This window comes from Vibrio sp. Vb1018, assembly GCF_033338775.1.
Taxonomy (GTDB): Bacteria; Pseudomonadota; Gammaproteobacteria; order Enterobacterales; family Vibrionaceae; genus Vibrio; species Vibrio alginolyticus.
The window spans coordinates 46,338-70,057 of record NZ_JAWOTI010000022.1 but is presented as its reverse complement, the minus strand read 5'-3'; the positions used below and the strand labels follow the sequence as shown (position 1 = coordinate 70,057).

The 23,720-nt window shown below is 47.1% G+C and carries 22 protein-coding genes; 16 read left to right on the top strand and 6 right to left on the bottom strand.

Annotation, left to right across the window (positions count from 1 at the left end):
* Positions 1 to 38 precede the first annotated feature (38 nt).
* Genes trkA through R7Z10_RS19585 form a run of 3 tightly spaced genes read left to right on the top strand, consistent with a single transcriptional unit; the run spans position 39 to position 3,481 of the window.
* Positions 39 to 1,415 (top strand): Trk system potassium transporter TrkA, encoded by a 1,377-nt coding sequence (trkA, locus tag R7Z10_RS19595; RefSeq protein WP_005379062.1) that lies wholly within the window; start codon positions 39 to 41, stop codon positions 1,413 to 1,415.
* 9 nt (positions 1,416 to 1,424) lie between these two features.
* A complete protein-coding gene (locus tag R7Z10_RS19590; protein WP_017821575.1) occupies positions 1,425 to 2,870 on the top strand; it encodes a TrkH family potassium uptake protein in 1,446 nt (481 codons plus the stop codon).
* Between the two features lie 26 nt (positions 2,871 to 2,896).
* Positions 2,897 to 3,481, top strand: a complete 585-nt coding sequence (locus R7Z10_RS19585; RefSeq protein WP_005379050.1) for a DUF3157 family protein — start codon at positions 2,897 to 2,899, stop codon at positions 3,479 to 3,481.
* 33 nt (positions 3,482 to 3,514) lie between these two features.
* Here the strand turns inward: R7Z10_RS19585 and R7Z10_RS19580 are convergent, their stop codons facing one another.
* On the bottom strand, positions 3,515 to 4,168 hold the full coding sequence (locus R7Z10_RS19580; protein ID WP_025768918.1) for a hemolysin III family protein: 654 nt from the start codon (positions 4,166 to 4,168) through the stop codon (positions 3,515 to 3,517).
* Positions 4,169 to 4,238: 70 nt separating this feature from the next.
* Positions 4,239 to 5,045, bottom strand: a complete 807-nt coding sequence (locus R7Z10_RS19575; protein ID WP_005379045.1) for a sporulation protein — start codon at positions 5,043 to 5,045, stop codon at positions 4,239 to 4,241.
* A 296-nt stretch (positions 5,046 to 5,341) separates the two neighbouring features.
* Here R7Z10_RS19575 and R7Z10_RS19570 point away from each other — a divergent pair, with 296 nt between their 5' ends.
* The 5 genes from R7Z10_RS19570 to R7Z10_RS19550 all read left to right on the top strand — a co-directional run bounded on the left by R7Z10_RS19570 (position 5,342) and on the right by R7Z10_RS19550 (position 9,349).
* Positions 5,342 to 5,509, top strand: a complete 168-nt coding sequence (locus tag R7Z10_RS19570) for a hypothetical protein (protein WP_005379043.1) — start codon at positions 5,342 to 5,344, stop codon at positions 5,507 to 5,509.
* Between the two features lie 166 nt (positions 5,510 to 5,675).
* Complete coding sequence (locus tag R7Z10_RS19565; RefSeq protein ID WP_033906580.1) at positions 5,676 to 5,942, top strand: YihD family protein; 267 nt, start codon at positions 5,676 to 5,678, stop codon at positions 5,940 to 5,942.
* Positions 5,943 to 6,250: 308 nt separating this feature from the next.
* Positions 6,251 to 7,672, top strand: coding sequence for a cytochrome c oxidase accessory protein CcoG (ccoG, locus tag R7Z10_RS19560; protein WP_005379038.1), 1,422 nt, complete (start codon positions 6,251 to 6,253; stop codon positions 7,670 to 7,672).
* A gap of 53 nt (positions 7,673 to 7,725) precedes the next feature.
* A complete protein-coding gene (locus tag R7Z10_RS19555; protein ID WP_065275093.1) occupies positions 7,726 to 8,712 on the top strand; it encodes a serine/threonine protein kinase in 987 nt (328 codons plus the stop codon).
* A 34-nt stretch (positions 8,713 to 8,746) separates the two neighbouring features.
* Positions 8,747 to 9,349 carry a thiol:disulfide interchange protein DsbA/DsbL gene (locus R7Z10_RS19550; RefSeq protein ID WP_005379036.1) on the top strand — a complete coding sequence of 201 codons (603 nt, stop codon included), beginning with the start codon at positions 8,747 to 8,749 and terminating at the stop codon, positions 9,347 to 9,349.
* A gap of 46 nt (positions 9,350 to 9,395) precedes the next feature.
* Here the strand turns inward: R7Z10_RS19550 and R7Z10_RS19545 are convergent, their stop codons facing one another.
* On the bottom strand, positions 9,396 to 10,274 hold the full coding sequence (locus R7Z10_RS19545) for an acyltransferase (RefSeq protein WP_005379035.1): 879 nt from the start codon (positions 10,272 to 10,274) through the stop codon (positions 9,396 to 9,398).
* Between the two features lie 149 nt (positions 10,275 to 10,423).
* Between R7Z10_RS19545 and R7Z10_RS19540 the strand changes: the two genes are divergently transcribed.
* Complete coding sequence (locus R7Z10_RS19540; protein WP_285400266.1) at positions 10,424 to 11,380, top strand: DUF2860 domain-containing protein; 957 nt, start codon at positions 10,424 to 10,426, stop codon at positions 11,378 to 11,380.
* A 55-nt stretch (positions 11,381 to 11,435) separates the two neighbouring features.
* Here R7Z10_RS19540 and R7Z10_RS19535 read toward each other — a convergent pair whose 3' ends face one another.
* Positions 11,436 to 12,959 carry a YifB family Mg chelatase-like AAA ATPase gene (locus tag R7Z10_RS19535; RefSeq protein WP_005383862.1) on the bottom strand — a complete coding sequence of 508 codons (1,524 nt, stop codon included), beginning with the start codon at positions 12,957 to 12,959 and terminating at the stop codon, positions 11,436 to 11,438.
* A 465-nt stretch (positions 12,960 to 13,424) separates the two neighbouring features.
* Here R7Z10_RS19535 and ilvG point away from each other — a divergent pair, with 465 nt between their 5' ends.
* From ilvG to ilvA, 5 genes are read left to right on the top strand one after another with little or no spacing between them, the layout of a single operon-like run.
* The gene (ilvG, locus tag R7Z10_RS19530; RefSeq protein WP_005378960.1) at positions 13,425 to 15,071 is read left to right on the top strand and encodes an acetolactate synthase 2 catalytic subunit; all 1,647 of its coding nucleotides are present in this window, start codon (positions 13,425 to 13,427) and stop codon (positions 15,069 to 15,071) included.
* Between the two features lie 11 nt (positions 15,072 to 15,082).
* Positions 15,083 to 15,367 carry an acetolactate synthase 2 small subunit gene (ilvM, locus tag R7Z10_RS19525; protein ID WP_005378958.1) on the top strand — a complete coding sequence of 95 codons (285 nt, stop codon included), beginning with the start codon at positions 15,083 to 15,085 and terminating at the stop codon, positions 15,365 to 15,367.
* A gap of 12 nt (positions 15,368 to 15,379) precedes the next feature.
* Positions 15,380 to 16,318, top strand: coding sequence for a branched-chain-amino-acid transaminase (gene ilvE, locus R7Z10_RS19520; protein ID WP_005378953.1), 939 nt, complete (start codon positions 15,380 to 15,382; stop codon positions 16,316 to 16,318).
* 13 nt (positions 16,319 to 16,331) lie between these two features.
* Positions 16,332 to 18,173 carry a dihydroxy-acid dehydratase gene (gene ilvD / locus R7Z10_RS19515; RefSeq protein ID WP_017635601.1) on the top strand — a complete coding sequence of 614 codons (1,842 nt, stop codon included), beginning with the start codon at positions 16,332 to 16,334 and terminating at the stop codon, positions 18,171 to 18,173.
* Between the two features lie 2 nt (positions 18,174 to 18,175).
* Complete coding sequence (ilvA, locus tag R7Z10_RS19510) at positions 18,176 to 19,723, top strand: threonine ammonia-lyase, biosynthetic (protein WP_017635600.1); 1,548 nt, start codon at positions 18,176 to 18,178, stop codon at positions 19,721 to 19,723.
* Between the two features lie 53 nt (positions 19,724 to 19,776).
* Here ilvA and punR read toward each other — a convergent pair whose 3' ends face one another.
* On the bottom strand, positions 19,777 to 20,679 hold the full coding sequence (gene punR, locus R7Z10_RS19505; RefSeq protein WP_017821565.1) for a DNA-binding transcriptional activator PunR: 903 nt from the start codon (positions 20,677 to 20,679) through the stop codon (positions 19,777 to 19,779).
* A 152-nt stretch (positions 20,680 to 20,831) separates the two neighbouring features.
* Between punR and punC the strand changes: the two genes are divergently transcribed.
* A complete protein-coding gene (punC, locus tag R7Z10_RS19500; RefSeq protein ID WP_005378946.1) occupies positions 20,832 to 22,037 on the top strand; it encodes a purine nucleoside transporter PunC in 1,206 nt (401 codons plus the stop codon).
* A gap of 44 nt (positions 22,038 to 22,081) precedes the next feature.
* Here the strand turns inward: punC and R7Z10_RS19495 are convergent, their stop codons facing one another.
* Positions 22,082 to 22,858: a transporter substrate-binding domain-containing protein gene (locus tag R7Z10_RS19495; RefSeq protein WP_005378944.1), complete on the bottom strand. Its 777-nt coding sequence runs from the start codon at positions 22,856 to 22,858 to the stop codon at positions 22,082 to 22,084.
* A 115-nt stretch (positions 22,859 to 22,973) separates the two neighbouring features.
* Between R7Z10_RS19495 and R7Z10_RS19490 the strand changes: the two genes are divergently transcribed.
* Positions 22,974 to 23,714 (top strand): amino acid ABC transporter permease, encoded by a 741-nt coding sequence (locus tag R7Z10_RS19490; protein ID WP_005383852.1) that lies wholly within the window; start codon positions 22,974 to 22,976, stop codon positions 23,712 to 23,714.
* Positions 23,715 to 23,720: the final 6 nt, after the last annotated feature.

Here is a 23,720-nt window from a genome sequence, read left to right as displayed (position 1 = left end):
GTGATTTCAATCGCCTTTTTCAGATACGAGAAAAGAGTATGAAGATCATTATTCTTGGTGCAGGTCAGGTTGGCGGCACACTGGCAGAAAACCTAGTGGGTGAAAACAACGACATCACCATCGTCGACAATAATGCCGACCGACTGCGTGAATTGCAGGACAAATACGACCTACGTGTGGTCAATGGCCATGCGAGCCATCCAGACGTGCTACACGAAGCTGGCGCGCAAGACGCCGATATGCTCGTCGCAGTAACCAACACTGATGAAACCAACATGGCCGCCTGTCAGGTCGCGTTCACTCTATTCAATACCCCAAACCGCGTTGCGCGTATTCGCTCTCCAGAATACTTGGCAGAAAAAGAAGCCCTGTTTAAATCTGGCGCTATTCCTGTTGATCACCTTATCGCACCAGAAGAACTCGTCACGAGCTACATCGAACGTCTGATCCAATACCCAGGCGCGCTGCAAGTGGTGAGCTTTGCTGAACAGAAAGTCAGCCTAGTGGCGGTGAAAGCCTACTATGGTGGCCCGCTGGTGGGTAATGCGCTGTCTGCTTTGCGTGAGCACATGCCGCACATCGATACCCGTGTGGCGGCTATTTTCCGCCAGGGTCGCCCGATTCGCCCACAAGGCACCACGATTATTGAAGCCGACGATGAAGTGTTCTTCGTTGCAGCAAGTAATCATATTCGCTCAGTGATGAGTGAGCTTCAGCGTCTAGAAAAACCGTACCGCCGCATCATGATTGTTGGCGGGGGTAACATCGGCGCAAGCTTGGCTAAACGCCTAGAGCAAACTTACAGCGTGAAGCTGATTGAGCGTAACTACCAGCGTGCAGAAAAGCTCTCTGAGCAACTAGAAAACACCATCGTGTTCTGCGGTGATGCGGCAGACCAAGAGCTTCTCTCGGAAGAGAACATCGACCAAGTCGACGTCTTCATCGCGCTGACCAACGAAGATGAAACCAACATCATGTCTGCAATGTTAGCAAAACGCATGGGCGCTAAAAAAGTGATGGTGCTGATCCAACGTGGCGCTTATGTAGACCTGGTACAAGGCGGCGTAATTGATGTAGCAATCTCACCTCAGCAAGCCACTATTTCAGCCTTGCTAACGCACGTTCGTCGCGCTGATATCGTAAACGTATCCTCACTTCGCCGCGGCGCTGCGGAAGCGATTGAAGCCGTCGCTCACGGTGATGAAAGTACATCTAAAGTGGTTGGACGTGCGATTGGAGATATAAAACTTCCACCTGGGACCACCATTGGTGCTATCGTTCGTGGTGAAGAAGTTCTTATTGCCCACGACCGTACGGTCATCGAGCAGGATGACCATGTGGTGATGTTCCTGGTCAACAAAAAATACGTATCAGACGTCGAAGCGCTATTCCAGCCGAGTCCATTCTTCCTCTAGGATTTTCCTATGGTCAACTTACGTCCCGTACTGTTTGTTATCGGGCTGGTTTTATCCAAACTGGCCCTGTTTATGTACGTGCCGACTTTGGTCGCTTTCTTTACCGGTACGGGGGGATTCCTCGATTTCGCCCAAGCCGTTGTGATCACGCACCTTGCCGCCTTCATCTGCCTAACGATAGGTCGAACCGCCAAGTTCAAACTCAGCGTACGCGATATGTTCCTCATCACCAGTTTGGTTTGGACCATCGCAAGTGCGTTTGCCGCTTTGCCATTTGTGTTTATCAACCACATCAGCTTCACCGACGCCTACTTCGAAACGATGTCGGGTATCACCACGACGGGCTCAACGGTGCTCAGTGGCCTAGACAACATGGCGCCGAGCATATTGTTGTGGCGCTCTATTTTACAGTGGCTTGGTGGCATTGGTTTTATCGTGATGGCGGTAGCAGTGCTACCTATGCTGAATGTCGGTGGTATGAAGCTATTCCAAACCGAATCATCAGATTGGTCGGATAAAAGTAGTCCAAGAGCGAAAACGGTCGCCAAAAACATCGTAGCGGTTTATTTAATGCTAACGGGCCTATGTATTTTGGGCTACTTGATCACCGGCATGAACCTGTTCGAAGCAATCAACCATGCCTTTACTACGCTATCGACGGGTGGATACTCTACATCTGATGGGTCAATGAACCACTTCTCTAATGGCGCACATTGGGTGGCCACTACCTTTATGTTCTTAGGTGGTTTGCCGTTTTTGCTCTTTATCGCCGCGTTACGTAAACGCCGTATTGATGTGTTGGTTAACGACGCTCAAGTTAGAGGATTTGCGTACCTGTTCGTATTCTCAAGCTTAGTGATTTCAGCTTGGTTAGTGATTCGAGATGGGTACACCATTTTGGATGCCCTGCGAGTGTCGATGTTTAATATTGTCTCTGTCGTCACCACAACTGGCTTTGGCTTAGAAGACTTCACCGCATGGGGCGCATTACCCACCACTCTTTTCGCATTCTTAATGATGGCGGGAGCATGCTCAGGATCAACGTCTGGCGGGATCAAAATCTTCCGCTTCCAAATTGCGATGACGCTGCTAAACAAACAAATGATGAAGTTGATTCACCCTTCAGGGGTGTTTGTACAGCGTTATAACCAGCGACCGGTGAATGATGATATTGTTCGCTCAGTGGTGGCATTTGGCTTGATGTTTTTTATCACCATTATCTTTATCGCGGGTTGTTTAAGTGCTCTTGGCCTCGACCCTGTGACCAGTATTTCTGGCTCAATCACCGCCGTTGCCAATGTTGGCCCTGGTATGGGCAGTGTGATTGGCCCGACAGGCAACTTCGCGCCTCTGCCCGATACTGCCAAATGGCTCTTAAGCTTTGGGATGTTAATGGGCCGCTTGGAAATTCTGACTATTCTTGTACTGTTCTTTCCTGCGTTTTGGCGCCGCTAAGCAGACTCTAATTAAAAGGTATAACAATGAAAACATGGATTACTCTGGCGACCCTACTTGCCGCCTCATCCACATACGCCGCCGAGGTCATCACTTTAGCCGATGGTCGAGAAGTGAAGTTGAACGATGACTTTACCTGGGAGTACGTCATGAAAAAACCGGCGCAGCAAGCGACGGAGACACAAACAACAGCAAGCGTAGTTGAAACAATCGCAGCTCCTGCGATTGCGACAATTCCTGTGGTAACGAAAACCGTTGGCACGACCGTGGTGGTAAACGCCAAAAAGCCAACCATGCAGCTATCAGATTCAGGTGTGGATGTATTGATTGGTTCAGCAAGCTATCAAAGCGGTGAGCTTATTTTGCCTACATCAATCACTAACCAAAGCTCTCAATCTGTCATTCAAGTGGAAGTTGAGGTGCAAGTGTTTGATATGTCTGGTCAGCAACTGGCAAAAGAAAACGTGACGGTTTGGCAATCCATCAAGCGCATGGCGGATACCTACCTGCGACCACAGCAAGCGGAACAAGGTAAGAGCATTAAATTGGCTGTACCGCAATCACAGCAATACCAGTTTTCTGCCAAAGTGCTAGAGGTAAAAACTCGCTAATACGTGTTTAATATTCTTTGTTGAGCCTATCGGCTAGATAGGCTCAACAAAGTAATAAATAGCAAAGAAATGGCACACGCAGCCAGCCAAAACAAAGCCGTGCCAAATCGCATGGTTAAAGGGAATGCGCTTCGCAACGTAGAAAATCACGCCCAGTGAATACACAACTCCACCAGCAGCAAGCAGTGTAAGTCCGCCGACATCCAAGTTGATCGCCAACTGATAAATCACAATCAACGATAACCATCCCATCACCAAATACGTCATCAAAGAAAGCTTTTTAAATCGATAGACGAACGCAACTTTCATGATGATGCCGATCAACGCAATGCTCCAAATAACGATCATCAACCCAAATGCTAGAGGTGTTCTTAAGCTGACTAACAAGAAAGGGGTATAGCTGCCTGCTATCAAAAGATAAATAGCACAATGGTCGAAGGTTTTTAGCCAACGTTTCGCTTTGGGATGAGGGATCGCATGATAGAGCGTCGAGGCCAAAAATAGCACGATAATACTCGCACCATAAATCGCCATACTGGTAAGCGTTAAAGTGTCAGCTTGATGGTCTATGGCTTTAACTAACAGCAGTATCAAGCCAACAATACCAAAAATCATCCCTATACCGTGGGTGATGGTATTGGCCAGTTCTTCACGTTGACTGTATTGAGGTTTCTGCAGCTCGGACATCAATGCGCCTATACTAGAGTTTGAAATTTGCTCTAGTATGGCACATTAGGCTTACACGTGTAAGCTTAAATTAAGACTCATGAACGGCAGTAGTTTGATCGAGATAATTGAGTACCAGTTCGCCAACTTGATCTGGCTTAGTCGTGGCAGGGATGGTCAGCTCTCGCTTGAGTTTGCCACTACCCAGTAAGCTCGCGAGCATGCCACCTTGCCCCTTGCGTGTGCGGTCAACTTCAAACCACAACTTGAGCTCTTGCTCACTTCGGTGGGCAACAAATTCTAATTCGCGCCACACGCCGTGGTAAGGTCCGTCGGTTGGCACCAGCTCAAACTCTTGCACAAATGGTAGATCGAATCCTTTCACTTCCTCGCATTCCACCTGGCGAATTCGTAAACCTTGCGCTTCAAATGCAGATAGTACCGCATCCATCAGTGGATCAGGTCGAACGGTGAGGATGTCTTTATCAGTCGGATCCAAAGCAGCAGCAACGTCTAAGCCGGTTTCTAACCATACTTTGGCATCACCAATGGTGACAGGCGTGTTCCAAGGCACATCGAGCTTAACATCGAAGGTACGCTCTTCGCCGGAATGGATGGTAAATGCGTAAGGGAGACTCCACTTAGCAAGCACATGAGTTTGAGGTACTCGGCGCATGCTGTGTCCTTCTCGCGCACCACGGTCATCAGGGGCTTCTGCGATGTAGCGGCAACAGAGTTTTAAATCAATGTTGTCGATCGCTTGTTCAGTCGCACCACCATATACATGGATCGACACATCCACGCTTTGACCTGGGTATAGCACGTCTTGGTTTAAGATTGAGTCTACCTTCGCGCTCCCAATCCCAAAACTGGCAAGTGTCTTCTTCAAAAATGACATAGGCACCTCCTTCATCGAGATCTCATACTACTACTGCTGATCGTGGGATCAAACAAAAATTGCCTCGAACATCGCGACAAAATGACAAAATCTAAACAATTCAATTGCTCAACTATCGACCAATTATTACAAGGATGCTAATCTTACACTTGATATGCATGCATATCGGTATTCCTGACTCATTAACTGGATTGGCGAGAGCCAGAAGAGTGATTCTTCAATCTTGTTGGAGCCTAGCTCATAATGATTCAGGCCATTACATCGGCAATGGATATGCCTGACAGTTAGGTAAATTAATGCGCCCAACAACAGTCAGGTTCGCACACACTAATACTAGTGCAATGCGCCGCCGCAGTGGCTTTACTACTGCACCAAAGGCAAAGCAAGTTGCGCCAGCAATGACATTGGTTGAGAAGACAGCAATGATGTCGAGTGTTCCGGCCAAAGTTATCAAAGCAGCTTAATCAAAAGCGCGGCGCCAGCTGCGCTTTTTTCTTTGCACGCGACTCATAAAGCTTCAAAGACTTAGAACAAACTACAGTGAAAGAGATCGTTTTTCCTATTTGGTCTTCGCAAAGCAATTTGGTACCTTTACTGCTAATTACACCTATAAATTCTGTGGAGAAAGAAATGAAGTGTCATCGCATTGAAGAGCTGCTTGAGCTACTAGAGCCTGAATGGCATAAAGAGCAAGAGCTGAACCTATTGCAGTTCATCGTTAAGCTGGCAAAAGAAGCAGGCTATGAAGGAAAGCTAGAAGATCTGACCGACGATGTACTGATCTACCACCTTAAAATGCGTAATAGCAGCAAAGATGAAATGATCCCTGGACTCAAAAAAGACCAAGAGGACGATTTTAAAACGGCGATCCTACGCGCTCGTGGCATCATCAAATAACCAGCTCAACAGCCAGTATTCTTTAAGCGACTCTCTCTGTGAGTCGCTTTTTTATAACCAAAGTTTTTAGTCCCACAATTGGTTATAACTGTTCAGCCAATTATCAGGTTAACTGTACTGATTTTTGTTGTTAAACATTGACTGCGTTAAAGAAACGGAATTGTTATTGATTGTATAATCGCCGTTCATCAGTATTTACTAAAATAATTATGTTCGGTCATCTTTATGACGGAACGAGCAGCAATGTCATCGAGCGACATCAATAGAAATGACGCCGTACATTATAAAAGCCTAAGAAGGATGAGTGCATGAGTCAGGACAAGATCGATATCAAAGATGTGACTCCTAAAACCTATAATCCCAAAACCCACAAAGGAAATGGGGATCGGTTTAACCCAAGTAATCGCATCTATGTACGCGAAAGTAAAGGAACTTACCAGAAACTACGTCGTTACGGTGGTTGGTTCTTACTACTTCTCTTCGCTTTGATACCGTGGATTCCTTACGGTGAACGTCAAGCGATCTTGCTTGATATTGGCAACCAGCAGTTCAACTTTTTCGGTACCACACTGTACCCACAAGATCTTACCCTACTCGCCTTGCTGTTTGTGATCGCGGCGTTTGGGTTGTTCTTTATTACCACCTTCTTAGGTCGGGTTTGGTGTGGCTATCTCTGCCCACAAACCGTCTGGACCTTCATGTATATCTGGTTTGAAGAGAAGCTCGAAGGTAGTGCCAATAAACGCCGTAAACAAGACTCCAATAAGCTGACGGCGAATTTAGCGATGCGTAAAGCCGTCAAACATATAGCTTGGTTTGCCATTGCACTCGCCACTGGTTTTACTTTTGTTGGCTACTTCGTACCAATGAAGCAATTGGTTATCGACTTTTTCACCTTTAACGCCAACTTCTGGCCCGTATTTTGGGTAATGTTCTTTGCCATTTGTACTTATGGTAATGCTGGTTGGATGCGTTCCATCATGTGTATTCACATGTGTCCTTACGCGCGCTTCCAGTCTGCCATGTTTGATAAAGACACCTTCATCGTTGGCTACGATGCAAAACGTGGGGAAAAACGTGGCCCACGTCCGCGTAAAGCCGATCCAAAGCAACTTGGTTTGGGTGATTGTATTGATTGTGATTTGTGTGTGCAGGTGTGCCCAACAGGTATCGATATTCGTGACGGCTTGCAGTATGAATGTATCAACTGTGGCGCCTGTATTGATGCGTGTGACAACACCATGGATCGCATGGGCTACGAGAAAGGCCTAATTAGTTACACCACCGAGCATCGCTTATCGGGTAAGAGTACCAAAGTCATGCGTCCGAAGCTGCTAGGCTATGGTGCCGTACTACTCGTCATGGTCGGTCTTTTCTTTGCCCAAATTGCAGCGGTAGACCCAGCAGGCATGAGTGTTATTCGCGACCGTAACCAACTGTTCCGCGTTAATAGCTCGGGAGAAGTAGAAAACACCTACACCCTCAAGGTGATCAACAAAACTCAGCAAGTGCAAGAGTACTCGTTGGATGTTGAAGGGCTATCCGATGTAAGCTGGTATGGTAAGCAGACAATTCAGGTCCAGCCAGGTGAGGTATTGAACCTGCCAATGAGTCTTGGTGCCGATCCTGACAAGCTAAACTCTGCGATTACGACAATTCAGTTTATACTCACCGATAAGAGCAACGAATTCACTATTGAAGTAGAAAGCCGTTTTATTAAAAAACTATAGCGCTACTTCAGTGACTAACGGAAAAAGGCTCAGTAATGAGCCTTTTTGTTTATATGTCCCAAAGTATGTTTAACTTTGACGCCCTTACCCCAGATTTTATGTGGTACGCGTTAGAAAGCATCGGCGTTCGCGCAGAATCAGGCTTTCTTCCCCTCAATAGCTACGAAAACCGTGTTTATCAATTTACTGACGAAGAGCGTCGTCGTTATGTCGTCAAGTTTTACCGTCCTGAACGTTGGAGCAATGAACAGATCCAAGAGGAGCACGACTTTACTTTAGAGCTGATTGGCAATGAGATCCCCATCGCACCACCTGTGCGCATCAACGGTGAAACCCTGCATCACTATCAAGGCTATGCTTTTGCGCTGTTTGATAGCGTGGGTGGTCGCCAATACGAGGTTGACAATTTAGATCAGCTCGAAGGTGTAGGGCGTTTCCTTGGCCGCATCCATAAAGTTGGCAACCGCCAAGCCTTCCAACATCGCCCTACGATCGGCTTACAAGAATACCTGTATCAACCAAGAGAGATTCTGCAAAACGCCAATATGATTCCAATGCACTTGGAGAACAGCTTCTTCAATGACTTGGATATGCTGATCAAATCAATTGAAAGCCACTGGCAAGAAGGCTTCAATATGATTCGTTTGCATGGCGATTGCCACCCAGGCAATATTTTGTGGCGAGATGGCCCTATGTTTGTTGATTTGGATGACGCTCGTAACGGCCCTGCAGTACAAGACTTATGGATGCTACTGAACGGTGAACGCCAAGACAAACTGATGCAGTTGGATATTGTTTTAGAGGCTTACCAAGAGTTTTGCGACTTTAATCCTGCAGAATTGAAACTAATCGAGCCACTTCGCGGTCTACGAATGGTGCACTATATGGCATGGCTAGCAAAACGTTGGCATGACCCTGCATTTCCTCTCGCTTTTCCATGGTTTAATGAGCCAAAATACTGGGAAGGTCAGGTCCTTGCATTTAAAGAGCAGATCGCCGCTTTAGAAGAAGCACCGCTGTCTTTAATGCCTCAATGGTAAGTCAGGCCAAAAATTCAAAAATGGAGATATTTCGATGAAAAAACTGTTCGCACTGTTTTCTATGCTGATGTTAAGCCTGTCGGCACATGCAGCGCAATTCAAAGAAGGTGAACATTACAAAGTATTGGATCTTGAGGCATCAAAAAAACCTCTTGTGACGGAGTTTTTCTCTTTCTACTGCCCGCACTGTAATAGCTTTGAACCAGTTATCCAGCAACTGAAAAAGCAGTTGCCAGAAGGTACTAAGCTATTAAAAAACCACGTTTCTTTCATGGGTGGCAACATGGGCCCATCAATGAGCAAAGCCTACGCAACGATGGTTGCACTAAAAGTGGAAGACAAAATGGTGCCAGTGATGTTTAACCGCATCCACAATCTAAAGAAAGCACCACGTAATGATGAAGAACTTCGTCAAATCTTCCTTGATGAAGGTGTAGACGCGAAAAAATTCGATTCTGCATTCAAAGGCTTCGCGGTTGATTCAATGGTTCGCCGTATGGACAAGCAATTTGAAAACAGCGGTCTAACCGGCGTTCCTGCGGTTATCGTTAACAACAAATACCTAGTTCAAGCACAAAGCATCAAAACGATGGATGAGTACTTCTCTCTGGTGAACTACTTGCTGACACTAAAATAAGCACATCGATATCAATCAAAAGGGGAGCACGTCGCTCCCCTTTTGTTTATTTGTAAATCTCTTGTAGCAACCGATCTTTTTCTTGCCACACATCCCCCAACCATTGCTGAAATTGTCGCTTATAGGGCTTATCGTTGAAGTAATCACCAAGCACTCTTTCATCAACGGGTAACACATTTACACGCACAACCACCTTGCTCATGCGGCCCATCAATAAATCCTTGAACGGTTTATGCGTATTTTCTGGGTACGCCAACGTCACGTCGATAATGCTCTCGAACTGTTCCCCCATCGCCGCTAACGTGTACGCAATCCCGCCCGACTTTGGTTGCAGCAAATATTGATAGTTTGCTTTACTCTTACGCTGCTTTTCTTCGGTAAATCGGGTTCCTTCGACATAGTTAACCACTGTGGTTGGAGTGTGTTTGAATTTAGCGCACGAGCGACGTGTCGTCTCTAAATCTTGACCTCGCTTATGAGGGTTGCGGATCAGATACTCTCGCGAATAGCGACGCATAAATGGCATATCGAGCGCCCAACACGCCATCCCGATGAAAGGCACATACAGCAGTTGTTGCTTGAGGAAAAACTTCGGCATGGGAATACGGTCTTTAAACACGCAGCAAAGCACAACAATATCTGTCCAACTGAGATGGTTACTGATCAGCAGATACCACCCGTCTTTTTTAAGCGCTTCACCGCCCTGAACATCCCACTCAACACGGTTAGATACCGCCAGAATGCACGCATTAACGGTAGCCCATAACCACATCACCTTATTGGCACAAGCGGTCGCTATCGCTTTTAGCTTTACGCCAGGAAGCAATATTTTAAATACAGCGATAACACAAATTGCGAGTGAACAAACCGCAGAATTGAGAATCACAAAAGAAGCGTTAAAAAAAAATAACAAATATGCCAACATGATAGTCAAACAACAGTGATAATGTGTGAAGAATAAAACAGCGTGTAATTATACTGCGCCTTTGCCACATTGGAACATGCGTGGGAATGGTCAGATTTGTTACCGTAACCAATATGTGCACCACTCATTCGACAACAAGGAGATAACGAATGAAACCAAGGCTACTTATCTTGCCTTTGGCCTTTGTCGTCAGTTCTGCTCAGGCTCAACTCGCTGAAACCGCAGGTTTTGGCGGTGAAATTTCGCTGAATGCCGGATTCATATCATCAGAATCCAATTTCAATACAGAAAATAGTAACACCATCGATTCTCTCGATAAGCGTGCCGATAGTGACAGTTCTGTTATCGCTGCACCGCTAGGGAGTGTGACATACACCTTTGGTAGCCGACTCAACCACCAAGTTTACGCCGGTACCACACGCTCAGATGTCGCGGTAGGTACACTCGCTTTTCAGTTGGGCTATCAACACGAGCTACAATCTGGCACCGTGCTCGATGTTTCCTATCTGCCGACGGTACTCAAAGGCGAAACTTGGCGCAACCCTTATCAAGTAGGAACCGCACGTAAAGAGACGGATGTTGACGGCAATGCGTATCGCTTTCAGATCAAAGGGTTAATTGATAAGAACTTCAACCTTGATCTTGCTTATGCTGATAAAGACATCGAGCAGGAGGAAGTGACAGACCGCTCACTTGCTCGCGATGCTAACCTTTACTATGTCAAAGGCGACTATCGCATTCCACTCAACCAAACGTCTATGTTGCAACCCGCTTTCACCTACATCAATCAAGATGCCGACGGTAAAGCGGAGTCATTTGATTCGTACGGATTTGACATTAGCTGGTTTAAATTTATCAACCGCCATCGATTGGCCCTCACAGCGGGTTATGCATGGAAAGACTATCAAGCCGCTAGCCAAACTTTTGCTAAAACACGAAATGACGACACCATCAGCCTATTTGCGGCCTACGAATATCAAAACGTATTTGACTGGCAAGACTGGTCGTTCATTTCTTTAGCCGGCTATAGCCAAACTGACTCGAATATCACGTTTTATGAGGAGAAAGAGTACCTATTGTCGCTTGGTCTCAACTACACCTTCTAACGTCCTTCATCGCAACAAGGTGCTTACAACACTTGTTGCGATGACACTTTGCTGTCTATACCGCTTGCGCCGTAAGCTGTTTCAGTAAACGGTCCATCGCTCGATACCCAAGTGCCTCGGCCAAGTGCGTTCGTTCAATTTGCTCCGCCCCATCCAGATCGGCGATTGTTCGCGCCACTTTGATAATACGATGATACGCACGAATCGAGAGTCCTAAACGGTGCAAAGCGGTTTCAAGAAACTCAGCATCACTCTTATGCAAGGGACAAAACGCCTCAATTTCTCGACTACCTAGCAGTGCATTGACCTTACCACTGCGGTTTAGCATATTGTTACGCGCATGGCTCACACGCGCTTTTACGATAGCAGTCGGCTCACCGCGATCACCTCCTTCTGCTAATGTCCCTTTGGGCAAAGCTGGGATTTCTAAAGACATATCAAAGCGATCTAACAGTGGTCCAGATAATCGACCAAGGTAGCGCAAAATAGCTTGTGGATTGGTGCGCGCTTGATTGCCTTCGTAATATCCTGTCGGGCTTGGGTTCAATGCTCCAACTAATTGGAAACGAGCCGGAAAGCGTGTTTTACCTTGCGCTCGAGAGATAATGATCTCGCCAGATTCGAGCGGTTCGCGTAACGAGTCCAGAACTTTACGATCAAATTCGGGCATTTCATCGAGAAACAATAACCCGTTGTGGGCTAAAGAGATCTCCCCTGGTCTGGGTACCGAACCACCGCCGACTAATGCCGCCATTGAACTTGAATGATGCGGAGAACGAAACGGACGCGACTTCCAGTTATGCTCATTAATTTCACTCTGAGTCAACGATGCCACCGAAGCGGTTTCCATTGCTTCTTCGTCACTCATTTCCGGTAATAAGTCACACAAACGCGAAGCCAACATCGTTTTTCCAGTACCTGGCGGGCCAAGGAAAAGTAAGTTGTGGTTTCCAGCGGCAGCAATCTCCAGTGCTCGCTTACCTTGTTGTTGGCCAATAATATCTTGTAAGTCTCGACCATGTTTTTCGATCGTTTTTCGCTTAGGCGTTTGAAAAAGATTCAGTCGATGTTGACCACAAAGCTCGGCACATACTTCCAGTAATGATTGGGCCGATTTATGTTGTTCCTTCCCCACCAGCGCCGCCTGATCGCCATTCACATGTGGGACGACCAAATGACGTTGAATCTTACTGGCTTCCAGCGCAGCAGGCAGCACACCTTTTACAGGTCTCAGACCACCAGATAACGCTAACTCACCAACAAATTCGTAGTTTTTGAGCTTATCTGTCGCGATTTGCTCCGAAGCGGCCAAAATTCCCAATGCAATAGGAAGATCAAAACGCCCTCCCTCCTTGGGTAGATCTGCCGGAGCCAAGTTCACGGTGATCCGCTTAGCAGGAAATTGAAAGTTAGAATTAATGATCGCACTGCGTACGCGATCTTTGGACTCTTTTACCGTTGTCTCTGGCAAGCCTACTAAGGTAAACCCTGGCATGCCGTTGCTGATATGAACTTCTACACTAACCGATGGCGCTTGCACCCCGACGCTTGCTCGACTATGAATGATTGCCAGCCCCATACGTTCCTCAATTTTTTTGAACACTCTGTAAACAAATGTTTTATCTAGTTGGTTATGTTATATACCGCGTCCCAATTGAGAGTTAATGTGAAAAAAGAATGACTTTTTGCTTGTCATGCAGCGGAATTGTGTGATACCACTAATGACGCAAACAATTTCGTAGAACATTACACAACATTTTTTAACGAAAAAAGAACGACAGACAGATGAACCTTTTCGCTCATATCAACGCACTGCTAGCCCTGATTATCGTGGTCATTATTGGCACCGCGCGGGGTATTGTGGGCGAAAGGTAACCACAAATTACAAAAAACCCCCGCACTGAAAAGTCCGGGGGTTTTTTTACAACTACAAGTTGTCATCTGTCTAACCCTCGGACAGTTTAACGGGAAGAATGGGAGTGCACATGAAGTGCAATAAATATGGCAATCGCTACGAGCCACAACGTAGCAAAGGAGGTTTACGATGACTGGTGCACAACTTGTCGTAGCCGCTTTAAGACAGCAAGGCATCGAAACCGTTTTTGGCTACCCCGGCGGGGCCATCATGCCAATCTATGATGCTTTGTATGACGGTGGGGTGGAACACATCCTATGCCGTCACGAGCAAGGGGCCGCTATGGCAGCTATCGGGATGGCTCGTTCCACTCAAGACGTTGCTGTGTGCATGGCAACTTCTGGCCCAGGAGCCACTAACCTTGTTACCGGCCTTGCCGACGCTTTCCTTGACTCCGTACCTCTAGTTGCCATCACAGGCCAGGTTGCTAGCTCTCATATCGGTACCGATGCATTCCAAGAAATGGATGTGATCGGAATGTCCCTAGCCTGTACTAAGCACAGCTATCTCGTGACCGAAATTGAAGATCTAGCTCCGACACTTGCCGAAGCCTTTGAGGTCGCAAAAACCGGTCGTCCGGGTCCTGTCATTGTCGATATCGCCAAAGACGTTCAACTCGCTCAAGCACCTACAGACCTTCTTCCTCCATACATAGCACCAGCAATCGAAGATGTCAGCGCTGAAGATATCAAACGTGCGCAAGATGTGCTGGCAGCATCTACTCGCCCAGTGTTGTATGTTGGTGGTGGCGTGCAACTTGCGAAAGCAACCGATGCAGTACGCGAATTTCTTCGCTTAAACCCAATGCCTGCAGTTAGCACATTAAAAGGCCTCGGTACCATTGAACGCCATGATCCTCACTATCTTGGTATGTTGGGTATGCATGGCACCAAAGCCGCCAACCTAGTGGTTCAAGAAGCCGATCTATTGATCGTGGTTGGCGCGCGTTTTGATGACCGTGTGACGGGTAAGCTCGATACGTTTGCACCAAATGCGAAAGTGATTCACATCGACATTGATGCTGCGGAGATTCATAAACTGCGCCACGCCAACGCACCATTACGTGGCGACATCAACACCATTCTTCCTCAGCTAGAGCTGACTCAAGATATCTCACCGTGGGTTCATCACAGTGAAAGTCTGCGCAGCGGCTTTAAGTGGCGTTACGACCACCCAGGCGAGTTAATCTACGCACCGCTATTGCTTAAACAACTGTCTGACATGATGCCAGATAGCTCAATTGTCTCGACCGACGTCGGTCAGCATCAGATGTGGGCAGCGCAACATATCCAGCCACGCGAACCACAAAATTTTATCACTTCTGCTGGCCTTGGCACCATGGGCTTTGGCTTGCCAGCAGCGATGGGCGCTGCAGTCGCACGTCCTGATGATCAGTCTATCCTTATTACAGGTGACGGTTCATTTATGATGAACGTTCAGGAATTGGGCACGCTGAAGCGTCGTCAGATTCCAGTGAAGATTGTCCTTCTTAATAACCAACGTCTTGGCATGGTTCGCCAATGGCAGTCATTGTTCTTTGACGGTCGCCACAGTGAAACCATTCTTGATGACAACCCAGATTTCGTGATGTTAGCAAAAGCATTCGATATCCCGGGCAAAACCATCACCAAGAAAGAAGAAGTCGAACCTGCTCTCAAAGAGATGCTAGCGAGTGAAACTTCTTACATGCTTCACGTTTTGATTGATGAAGAAGAAAACGTGTGGCCATTGGTGCCACCTGGCGCATCAAACAGTGATATGTTGGAAAATACATAGGAGACAATCGCATGGACAGATATTTACTCGACATCAAAGCCGATGACAAACCGGTACTGTTGGAGCGCGTTCTACGTGTGATTCGTCACCGAGGTTTCGTGATCAAACAAGTCGCTGCTACGCAAAACCACGAAAGCAAAGTAGCCAGCGTCGAGATCATCGTCGACAGCGATCGACCAATCTCGTTTTTGATCAATCAAATAGAGAAGTTGTGGGACGTTCGTAAGGTTGAGGTGCTAAAAATCCGCAACGATGAACTGCCAAATCACAACTTACAACAACACGTAAGTGCATAAGGAAGGCAACAAATGGCAACGAAAACTGCAGATTTCATTTGGTTTAATGGTGAGATGGTTCCATGGGCAGAGGCGAACGTTCACGTTCTGACTCACGCAATGCACTATGGTACATCCGTGTTTGAAGGCGTGCGCTGTTACAACACACCAAAAGGCCCAATTGTCTTCCGTCACCGTGAGCATGCACAACGTCTAAAAGATTCTGCCAAGATTTACCGCTTTCCGATCCCTTTTTCTGTAGAAGAAATCATGGAAGCGACCCGCGAAACACTGCGCCAAAACAAACTCGACAGCGCTTACATTCGTCCATTGGGTTTTGTCGGTAATGTTGGCTTAGGCGTATGTCCACCAGTTGGCACTGAGATGGATCTAATCATTGCAGCATTTCCTTGGGGCTCTTACTTAGGCGAAGAAGCGCTAGAAAAAGGTGTCGACGCGATGATTTCAAGCTGGAACCGCGCTGCGCCAAACACCATCCCAACTGCGGCTAAAGCAGGCGGTAACTACCTATCTTCACTACTGGTTGGTGGTGAAGCCCGTCGTCACGGTTACGACGAAGGTATTGCGCTAAGCGTAGATGGTTACCTATCGGAAGGGGCTGGTGAAAACATCTTCGTTATCAAAGATGGCGTAATCACCACACCACCAGCAACTAGCGCGATTCTACCGGGCATCACTCGTGACTCGATCATGACAATTGCACGCGATAAAGGCTACGAAGTACGTGAAGCGAACATTGCTCGTGAAGCCCTTTACCTTGCCGATGAAGTCTTCATGACAGGTACTGCGGCTGAGATTGTACCAGTGGCAACCATCGACAAGATTGAAGTGGGCACTGGTAAGCGCGGCCCTATCACTAAAGAACTACAAGCAGCCTACTTTGGCCTATTTGACGGCACCACGGAAGATAAGTGGGGCTGGTTAGACTATGTGTACCCAGAACAGAAGTAAGAAGGATTAGGAAATGCCAAAATATAGATCAGCTACCACCACACATGGTCGTAACATGGCGGGTGCACGAGCACTGTGGCGTGCAACGGGTGTGAAAGAAGAAGACTTCGGTAAACCAATCATCGCCGTTGTAAACTCGTTTACTCAATTTGTTCCGGGTCACGTACACCTGAAAGACATGGGCCAGCTTGTAGCGCGTGAAATCGAAAAAGCCGGCGGCATCGCAAAAGAATTCAACACCATCGCGGTTGATGATGGTATCGCAATGGGTCACGGCGGCATGCTGTACTCACTGCCTTCACGCGAACTTATCGCAGACTCTGTGGAGTACATGGTCAACGCGCACTGTGCCGATGCCATGGTATGTATCTCTAACTGTGACAAAATCACTCCGGGAATGTTGATGGCATCTATGCGTCTCAACATCCCGGTTATCTTTGTTTCTGGTGGTCCAATGGAAGCGGGTAAAACCAAGCTTTCTGATCAGATCATCAAACTAGACCTTGTAGATGCGATGATCCAAGGCGCGGATCCAAAAGTGTCTGATGAGCAAAGCGAGCAGATCGAACGCAGCGCATGTCCAACGTGTGGATCGTGTTCAGGCATGTTCACTGCAAACTCGATGAACTGTCTAACAGAAGCCCTGGGTCTTTCTCAGCCGGGCAACGGTTCTATGCTGGCAACGCACGCTGACCGTGAACAACTGTTCCTTAATGCAGGCCGTCGTATCGTTGAACTGACTCGTCGTTACTACGAGCAAGATGACGAATCAGCACTGCCGCGCAACATCGCTACGTTTGATGCGTTCGAAAACGCAATGGCATTGGACATCGCAATGGGCGGTTCAACCAACACCATTCTGCACCTACTTGCCGCGGCGCAAGAAGGTGAAGTGGATTTCGATATGGAAGATATCGATCGCCTATCACGTCAAGTACCACACCTATGTAAAGTGGCACCATCTACCCAGAAATATCACATGGAAGACGTACACCGCGCAGGTGGCGTCATGGCGATTCTTGGTGAGTTAGATCGTGCAGGTCTTCTACACAATGATGCGCGCACCGTGCTTGGCCTTTCGATGAAAGAGCAGCTGGCGAAATACGACATCATCCAAACTGAAGACGAAGAAGTACTTAAGTTCTACCGCGCAGGTCCTGCGGGTATTCGTACTACTCAAGCGTTCTCACAAGATTGCCGCTGGGATCGCCTTGATGACGACCGTGCGGAAGGTTGTATTCGTACTATCGATCATGCCTTTAGCCAAGAAGGTGGCCTAGCCGTTCTATCAGGCAACATCGCATTAGATGGTTGTATCGTTAAGACTGCTGGTGTGGATGAGAGCATTCATAAATTCACTGGTCCAGCTGTGGTATTTGAAAGCCAAGAAGACGCCGTAGAAGGCATCTTGGGTGGCAAAGTAAAAGCTGGCGACGTGGTTGTTATCCGTTACGAAGGCCCTAAAGGTGGTCCGGGCATGCAAGAAATGCTTTACCCAACCACTTATCTAAAATCGATGGGCCTTGGCAAAGAGTGTGCACTTCTGACTGACGGCCGTTTCTCTGGCGGCACATCAGGTCTGTCTATCGGCCACGCCTCTCCTGAAGCAGCAAACGGCGGTGCAATTGGTCTGGTAAAACAAGGCGATATGATCGCAATTGATATTCCAAACCGTTCAATTTCACTCCAAGTGTCTGAACAAGAACTTGCTGAGCGCCGTGCAAAACAAGACGAACTAGGCTGGAAACCAGTTGACCGCCAACGTGAAGTTTCATTTGCACTCAAAGCGTACGCGAGTATGGCAACCAGTGCTGACAAGGGTGCAGTACGAGACAAGTCGAAGCTAGAGGGCTAGCAATGATGGAAGCTCAACCCGAAAAACAAGTGAACCAAACTGGCGCAGATTATCTGCGCCAAATCCTTCGCGCACCTGTTTATGAAGTAGCAACAGTGACGCCACTGCAAGAAATGCCTCGTTTATCTGCACGTATCGGGAATAACGTGCAGATCAAGCGTGAAGATCGCCAACCCGTACACTCGTTCAAATTGCGCGGTGCATACAACATGGTGGCGAGTTTATCTGAAGCACAAAAAGCCGCTGGTGTCATTGCAGCATCGGCAGGTAACCACGCTCAAGGCATGGCGCTCTCTGGTACTAAGCTAGGCATCAAGACCACCATCGTGATGCCCAAAACCACACCAGACATCAAAGTCGATGCGGTACGTGGCTTCGGTGGCAATGTAGTGCTGCACGGCAGCAACTTTGATGAGGCAAAAGCGGAAGCGGAACGCCTTTCTGATCTGCATGGGTACACATTTGTCCCTCCTTTCGATCACCCACTGGTGATTGCAGGTCAAGGCACCATAGGCATGGAAATGCTGCAGCAAAATGGTCACCTTGATTACATCTTCGTCCCTGTCGGTGGTGGCGGTTTGGCTGCCGGTGTTGCGGTACTCGTGAAGCAGCTCATGCCAGAAATCAAAGTGATTGCGGTCGAGCCAGAAGATTCTTCATGCCTCAAAGCGGCATTGGATGCAGGTGAACCAGTAGTATTAGACCAGGTCAGCATGTTTGCCGATGGCGTTGCAGTAAAACGCATTGGTGAAGAGACGTTTCGTCTATGCCAAAAGTACATTGATGGCCATATTGCAGTCTCTAGCGATGAAATCTGCGCAGCAGTAAAAGACATCTTTGAAGACACTCGCGCCATTGCTGAGCCTTCGGGGGCGCTTGCTCTGGCGGGTTTGAAGAAGTTTGCTGAGCAAAACAAACTGCAAGGTAAGAATTTAGGTACTGTGCTGTCTGGTGCCAACACTAACTTCCATGGCTTACGTTATGTTTCTGAGCGTTGCGAGCTTGGTGAGAAACGTGAAGGTTTGCTTGCCGTCACCATTCCTGAGCGTCAAGGTGCCTTCTTTGAGTTCTGTAACCTCATTGGCGGCCGCGCCGTAACGGAGTTTAACTACCGCTACAACGATGACGCATTGGCAAATATCTTTGTCGGTGTGCGTTTGCAAGGCGGTCAGGAAGAGCTAGAACATATCATTCACGACTTACGTGATGGTGGCTACCCAGTGGTTGATTTGTCTGATGATGAAATGGCGAAGCTGCACGTGCGCTACATGATTGGTGGTAAGCCGTCTAAGCCGCTTAAAGAGCGCCTATACAGCTTTGAATTCCCAGAATATCCGGGAGCGCTACTCAAGTTCTTAAGCACACTCGGTACTCATTGGAATATCAGCTTGTTCAACTACCGTAACCACGGCGCTGACTACGGACGTGTTTTATGTGGTTTCGAGTTAGATGAAAGCGATTTAGCTCAGTTTTCTGCACATTTACGTGAACTTGGCTATCAATGCAAAGACGAGACAGACAACCCATCGTATAAGTTTTTCTTGTCATAAAACGCCACATTTCAAATATATCAAAGACAACACCTCGCATTAGCGAGGTGTTTTTATGACTGTAACCAATCTTTATGTAGCTGATTAGGCGACCCAAGATAGTCCACCATCCACTGGATCAATTTATGATTATCATCTTTGCGCCATACTAAGCAGCAGTGACTGAGCGGTTTATCATCCGGCATGACCTTCTCCACCAGCACACCATCATTGATTAAGGGTGTTGCAATATGACGTGGCATGTAACCCACGCCCACCCCATTTTTTAAACATTCAATCGCACTATACCAATTGGGCAATAATAATCGGCGCTGTTGCGGATAATGGCCAGTATGGCGTTTTGGCAGCACGTTCGAAGTATCATCAAGACAGATCGCCGGAAATTGACTCACAAACTCTTCAGTAAGCACTTGTTGTCGAACGCAAGGATGAGCGGGTGACATTACAAATGCCCAATCTAATACGCCCATATCTTTGACTTCAAAATCTCCCCCAACGGGAACCGCAGATGTCGCGCCAACGACAATGTCAGCTCGACCTTGTGCTATGGCTTCCCAAGAACCATTGAAGACCTCCATATTGATCTGCAATTCAGCAAATTCAAACTCGCGATAGAAATCTTCCACCAAAGGTTTGAGTTTTTCTAACTTCACCACGTTATCTAAGGTCAGCTTTAACGTGCTTTTCCATCCTTGAGCCGCTCGCCGCGTTTGTGCTTTCACCTCTTCCATTTGACGCAGCAAAGAGCGCGCCTCGGCCATAAAAAGTTCACCCGCTGGAGTTAGCTCGACTTTCCTTGGTAAACGTCGAAACAGCACCACATCTAAATCTTGCTCGACCTGCCTTACTCCATAGCTGATGGCTGAGGGGACTTTATGCAATACCTCAGCCGCAGCGGTGAAACTGCCTAAACGGGCAACCGTATCCAGCATTTCCAAAGACGCTTTAGAGAACATGATTTAACCTTTCAAAAAATTTGATTGATAACCAACAATTTTAGCGTTTTATTTTCTCAAAATCGAAAAATAGAATAATAAGGTAAATAAATCAGGGTTGGCGCCAACTGATTTTGATTAAAAAATGATTAAATAATTTGACTGGTTGAATCATGAAAATCTCAAAACTACAGCTCATTTATCTGGCAGCATTATCGATGCTTGGCTTCGTTGCTACCGATATGTATCTGCCAGCATTCAAAGCGATGGAAATCGACTTTGCAACAGGCCCTGAGCAAATTGCGCTCTCTTTAACGGTATTCCTCGTTGGTATGGCGATTGGCCAGCTAATGTGGGGATTGGCATCCGATAAATTTGGCCATCGTAATACACTCGCAGCCGGGTTGGTGCTATTTACTATCGCGTCATTCGGTTTGGCTTTCTGTGATCAAGTATGGCAACTACTCACACTGCGCTTTATCCAAGCTATCGGTGTGTGTGCACCAGCCGTGATCTGGCAGGCTATGGTCATTAAACGCTACTCAAGCAGTAGCCAACAAATTTTTGCGACAATCATGCCACTCGTCGCGCTATCACCAGCACTAGCACCTCAATTAGGGGTTGTGTTGGCAGATAACTTCGGCTGGCACAGTATCTTTATTACGCTAACACTGGTTGGTGTCTTTTTGGTCTTTGCGACCATGGCACAAAAAGACGAGAAAGCAGAAATCAAACAAACCAGTATGTCTGCCGACATCAAAGCGCTGCTGAGTTCTAAAAAATACCTTGGCAACGTGTTTATGTTTGCGACGGCTTCAGCTGCATTCTTTGCTTACCTAACAGGGATGCCAGAAATCATGGCGCAACTGGGCTACGAAGCAAAAGATATTGGTTTGAGCTTTATCCCACAAACTATCGCGTTTATGGCTGGTGGCTACTTAGGTAAAGTAGGCGTTCGAAAATTTGGTGATGAAAAGGTTCTGCGCCAACTGATTGGCCTATTTAGTGTCGCGGCATTAATGATTTTCATTGCTTCACAGTGGGAGCTGTCATCGATTTGGCCTATTCTTGCGCCATTCTGTTTGATTGCCGTTGCTAACGGCGCGCTGTACCCAATAGTGGTAAACCGTGCACTGGCCAGCGCACAACAGAGCCCTGCAACAGCAGCAGGTCTGCAAAACAGCCTGCAAATCTGTGTAAGTAGCTTCTCAAGTGCATTGGTAGCCGCAATGGCAAGCCAAGCTCAGATGGTTACTGGCATCGCAATCATCATCTGTATGGGTGGGCTGTGGATGGGATACATTCTGTCGAATCGCGAATTATCCAAGCACTTTACGACTCCTGACAACGCCCGAGTCGTGAGTGAAGACGAACTTTAATCGTTCAGATAATAAAAAGAGCCGCGCAATGCGGCTCTTTCTGTTTATAAGCTTTTCAACCCCCATTTCTTGGCAGTCTGCTTAAAAAAGCCTTGAGTCTTTTTCAACTCTACCCAGTGATTGATGTAATTAATCCATACTTGATCGTCTTGCGGCAACAACATAGCAATTGGGGTTGGTTTACGCGGTGCGGTCACTGGCACTATCGCCAATTGTTTAAACTTATCCACCAACGTCGCTGCTTCCACATTGGACGTCACCGATACATCGGCCCTGCGAGCTAGTAGTTCTTGGAAGTCGCGCGCTGGCGCTTCAATAACAATATGCTGAGCAGACGGGAAGAACTCTTTCACCATTTTTTCTTGTACCGTACCTAACGTCGCCGCGACTTTTACTTCTGGTTTATTAAAATCCGCCCAATCAGAGAATTTGGCGAGATCTTTCTTTTGCACCACAGGTACAAAGGCAAGGTAGAAATATGGCTGGCTATATCCAGCTACTTTCGCGCGAGACATGTTCAGAGATGCGCTGCCAGTAATATCGTATTTGTTGGCGGTAATGCCATTAACTAGCGTCTTCCAATCCGTGGGCACATACTCCACTTTTACACCGAGATCTTTAGCAAGTTCTGTTGTTACATCGATATCGAAGCCACGATAACTGTTTGTCGCGGGGTCTTTCATCGTCATCGGATTCCAATCTCCCGTCGTTCCAACTCGGAGTACGCCATTGTCTAAAATGGATTGAAGACGGCTTTCAGCGTGAGCGACTTGAGTCGCAGCAAGCAAACACATTCCTAGCACTAGTAAAATCTTTCTCATTTTTATTCCCTTAAAAATAATGACCTTATACGGTTTAATAATTAACCTTTATTAGAGCTCTACTGATAACATAGCAGCAACAAAGGAAGTTTTTTAGTTAATTCAGGGAGTAAATGTGACGTTTCGAACTCTATGGCTGTTTTCACTGCTATTACTCACTGGTTGTTCAGATTATCAATGGGGCTGGTATGTACTTGACCCTTCGACGGATCAAGGGCTCACCAATCTAAAGTTTTTAATCGCTGGGTTTAATGACACCATTCAGGTATCACTCCTCAGTATGTTATTTGCGATGAGCTTGGGCCTGATCGTTGCGTTACCCGCTCTGTCGGACTCAGCCTCTCTGAAGTGGATAAACCGTATTTATGTCGAGGTGATCCGTTCAGTGCCAGTTTTAGTCTTACTACTTTGGGTGTATTACGGCATGCCTACGCTATTGGATGTCTCACTCAATCACTTTTGGGCGGGTGTTATTGCACTGACTATCGCTGAGAGCGCGTTTATGGCGGAAGTATTTCGCGGTGGAATACAAGCTATCAGCCGTGGCCAGCATGAAGCGGCTGAATCTTTGGGCTTAAGCTATTGGCAAAAGATGCGCTTGGTAATTCTTCCCCAAGCGTTTCGGCAAATTCTCCCACCACTGGGCAATCAATTCGTCTACATCCTCAAGATGAGTTCTTTAGTCAGTGTGATTGGTTTAAGCGATCTCACTCGCCGTGCTAATGAGCTGGTGGTGAATGAGTACTTACCCCTAGAAATTTATACCTTCCTCGTTTTGGAGTACTTGTTGCTCATCCTATTTGTATCTCAAGCCGTTCGTTGGCTCGAAAAACGTATTGCTATTCCTAGCTACTAACGATGA

Bases quoted from the DNA above. Each gene is read 5' to 3' on its own strand.
- trkA (WP_005379062.1), top strand. From the start codon at position 39: ATGAAGATCATTATTCTTGGTGCAGGTCAGGTTGGCGGCACACTGGCA.
- R7Z10_RS19590 (WP_017821575.1), top strand. From the start codon at position 1,425: ATGGTCAACTTACGTCCCGTACTGTTTGTTATCGGGCTGGTTTTATCC.
- R7Z10_RS19585 (WP_005379050.1), top strand. From the start codon at position 2,897: ATGAAAACATGGATTACTCTGGCGACCCTACTTGCCGCCTCATCCACA.
- R7Z10_RS19580 (WP_025768918.1), bottom strand. From the start codon at position 4,168: ATGTCCGAGCTGCAGAAACCTCAATACAGTCAACGTGAAGAACTGGCC.
- R7Z10_RS19575 (WP_005379045.1), bottom strand. From the start codon at position 5,045: ATGTCATTTTTGAAGAAGACACTTGCCAGTTTTGGGATTGGGAGCGCG.
- R7Z10_RS19570 (WP_005379043.1), top strand. From the start codon at position 5,342: ATGCGCCCAACAACAGTCAGGTTCGCACACACTAATACTAGTGCAATG.
- R7Z10_RS19565 (WP_033906580.1), top strand. From the start codon at position 5,676: ATGAAGTGTCATCGCATTGAAGAGCTGCTTGAGCTACTAGAGCCTGAA.
- ccoG (WP_005379038.1), top strand. From the start codon at position 6,251: ATGAGTCAGGACAAGATCGATATCAAAGATGTGACTCCTAAAACCTAT.
- R7Z10_RS19555 (WP_065275093.1), top strand. From the start codon at position 7,726: ATGTCCCAAAGTATGTTTAACTTTGACGCCCTTACCCCAGATTTTATG.
- R7Z10_RS19550 (WP_005379036.1), top strand. From the start codon at position 8,747: ATGAAAAAACTGTTCGCACTGTTTTCTATGCTGATGTTAAGCCTGTCG.
- R7Z10_RS19545 (WP_005379035.1), bottom strand. From the start codon at position 10,274: ATGTTGGCATATTTGTTATTTTTTTTTAACGCTTCTTTTGTGATTCTC.
- R7Z10_RS19540 (WP_285400266.1), top strand. From the start codon at position 10,424: ATGAAACCAAGGCTACTTATCTTGCCTTTGGCCTTTGTCGTCAGTTCT.
- R7Z10_RS19535 (WP_005383862.1), bottom strand. From the start codon at position 12,959: ATGGGGCTGGCAATCATTCATAGTCGAGCAAGCGTCGGGGTGCAAGCG.
- ilvG (WP_005378960.1), top strand. From the start codon at position 13,425: ATGACTGGTGCACAACTTGTCGTAGCCGCTTTAAGACAGCAAGGCATC.
- ilvM (WP_005378958.1), top strand. From the start codon at position 15,083: ATGGACAGATATTTACTCGACATCAAAGCCGATGACAAACCGGTACTG.
- ilvE (WP_005378953.1), top strand. From the start codon at position 15,380: ATGGCAACGAAAACTGCAGATTTCATTTGGTTTAATGGTGAGATGGTT.
- ilvD (WP_017635601.1), top strand. From the start codon at position 16,332: ATGCCAAAATATAGATCAGCTACCACCACACATGGTCGTAACATGGCG.
- ilvA (WP_017635600.1), top strand. From the start codon at position 18,176: ATGATGGAAGCTCAACCCGAAAAACAAGTGAACCAAACTGGCGCAGAT.
- punR (WP_017821565.1), bottom strand. From the start codon at position 20,679: ATGTTCTCTAAAGCGTCTTTGGAAATGCTGGATACGGTTGCCCGTTTA.
- punC (WP_005378946.1), top strand. From the start codon at position 20,832: ATGAAAATCTCAAAACTACAGCTCATTTATCTGGCAGCATTATCGATG.
- R7Z10_RS19495 (WP_005378944.1), bottom strand. From the start codon at position 22,858: ATGAGAAAGATTTTACTAGTGCTAGGAATGTGTTTGCTTGCTGCGACT.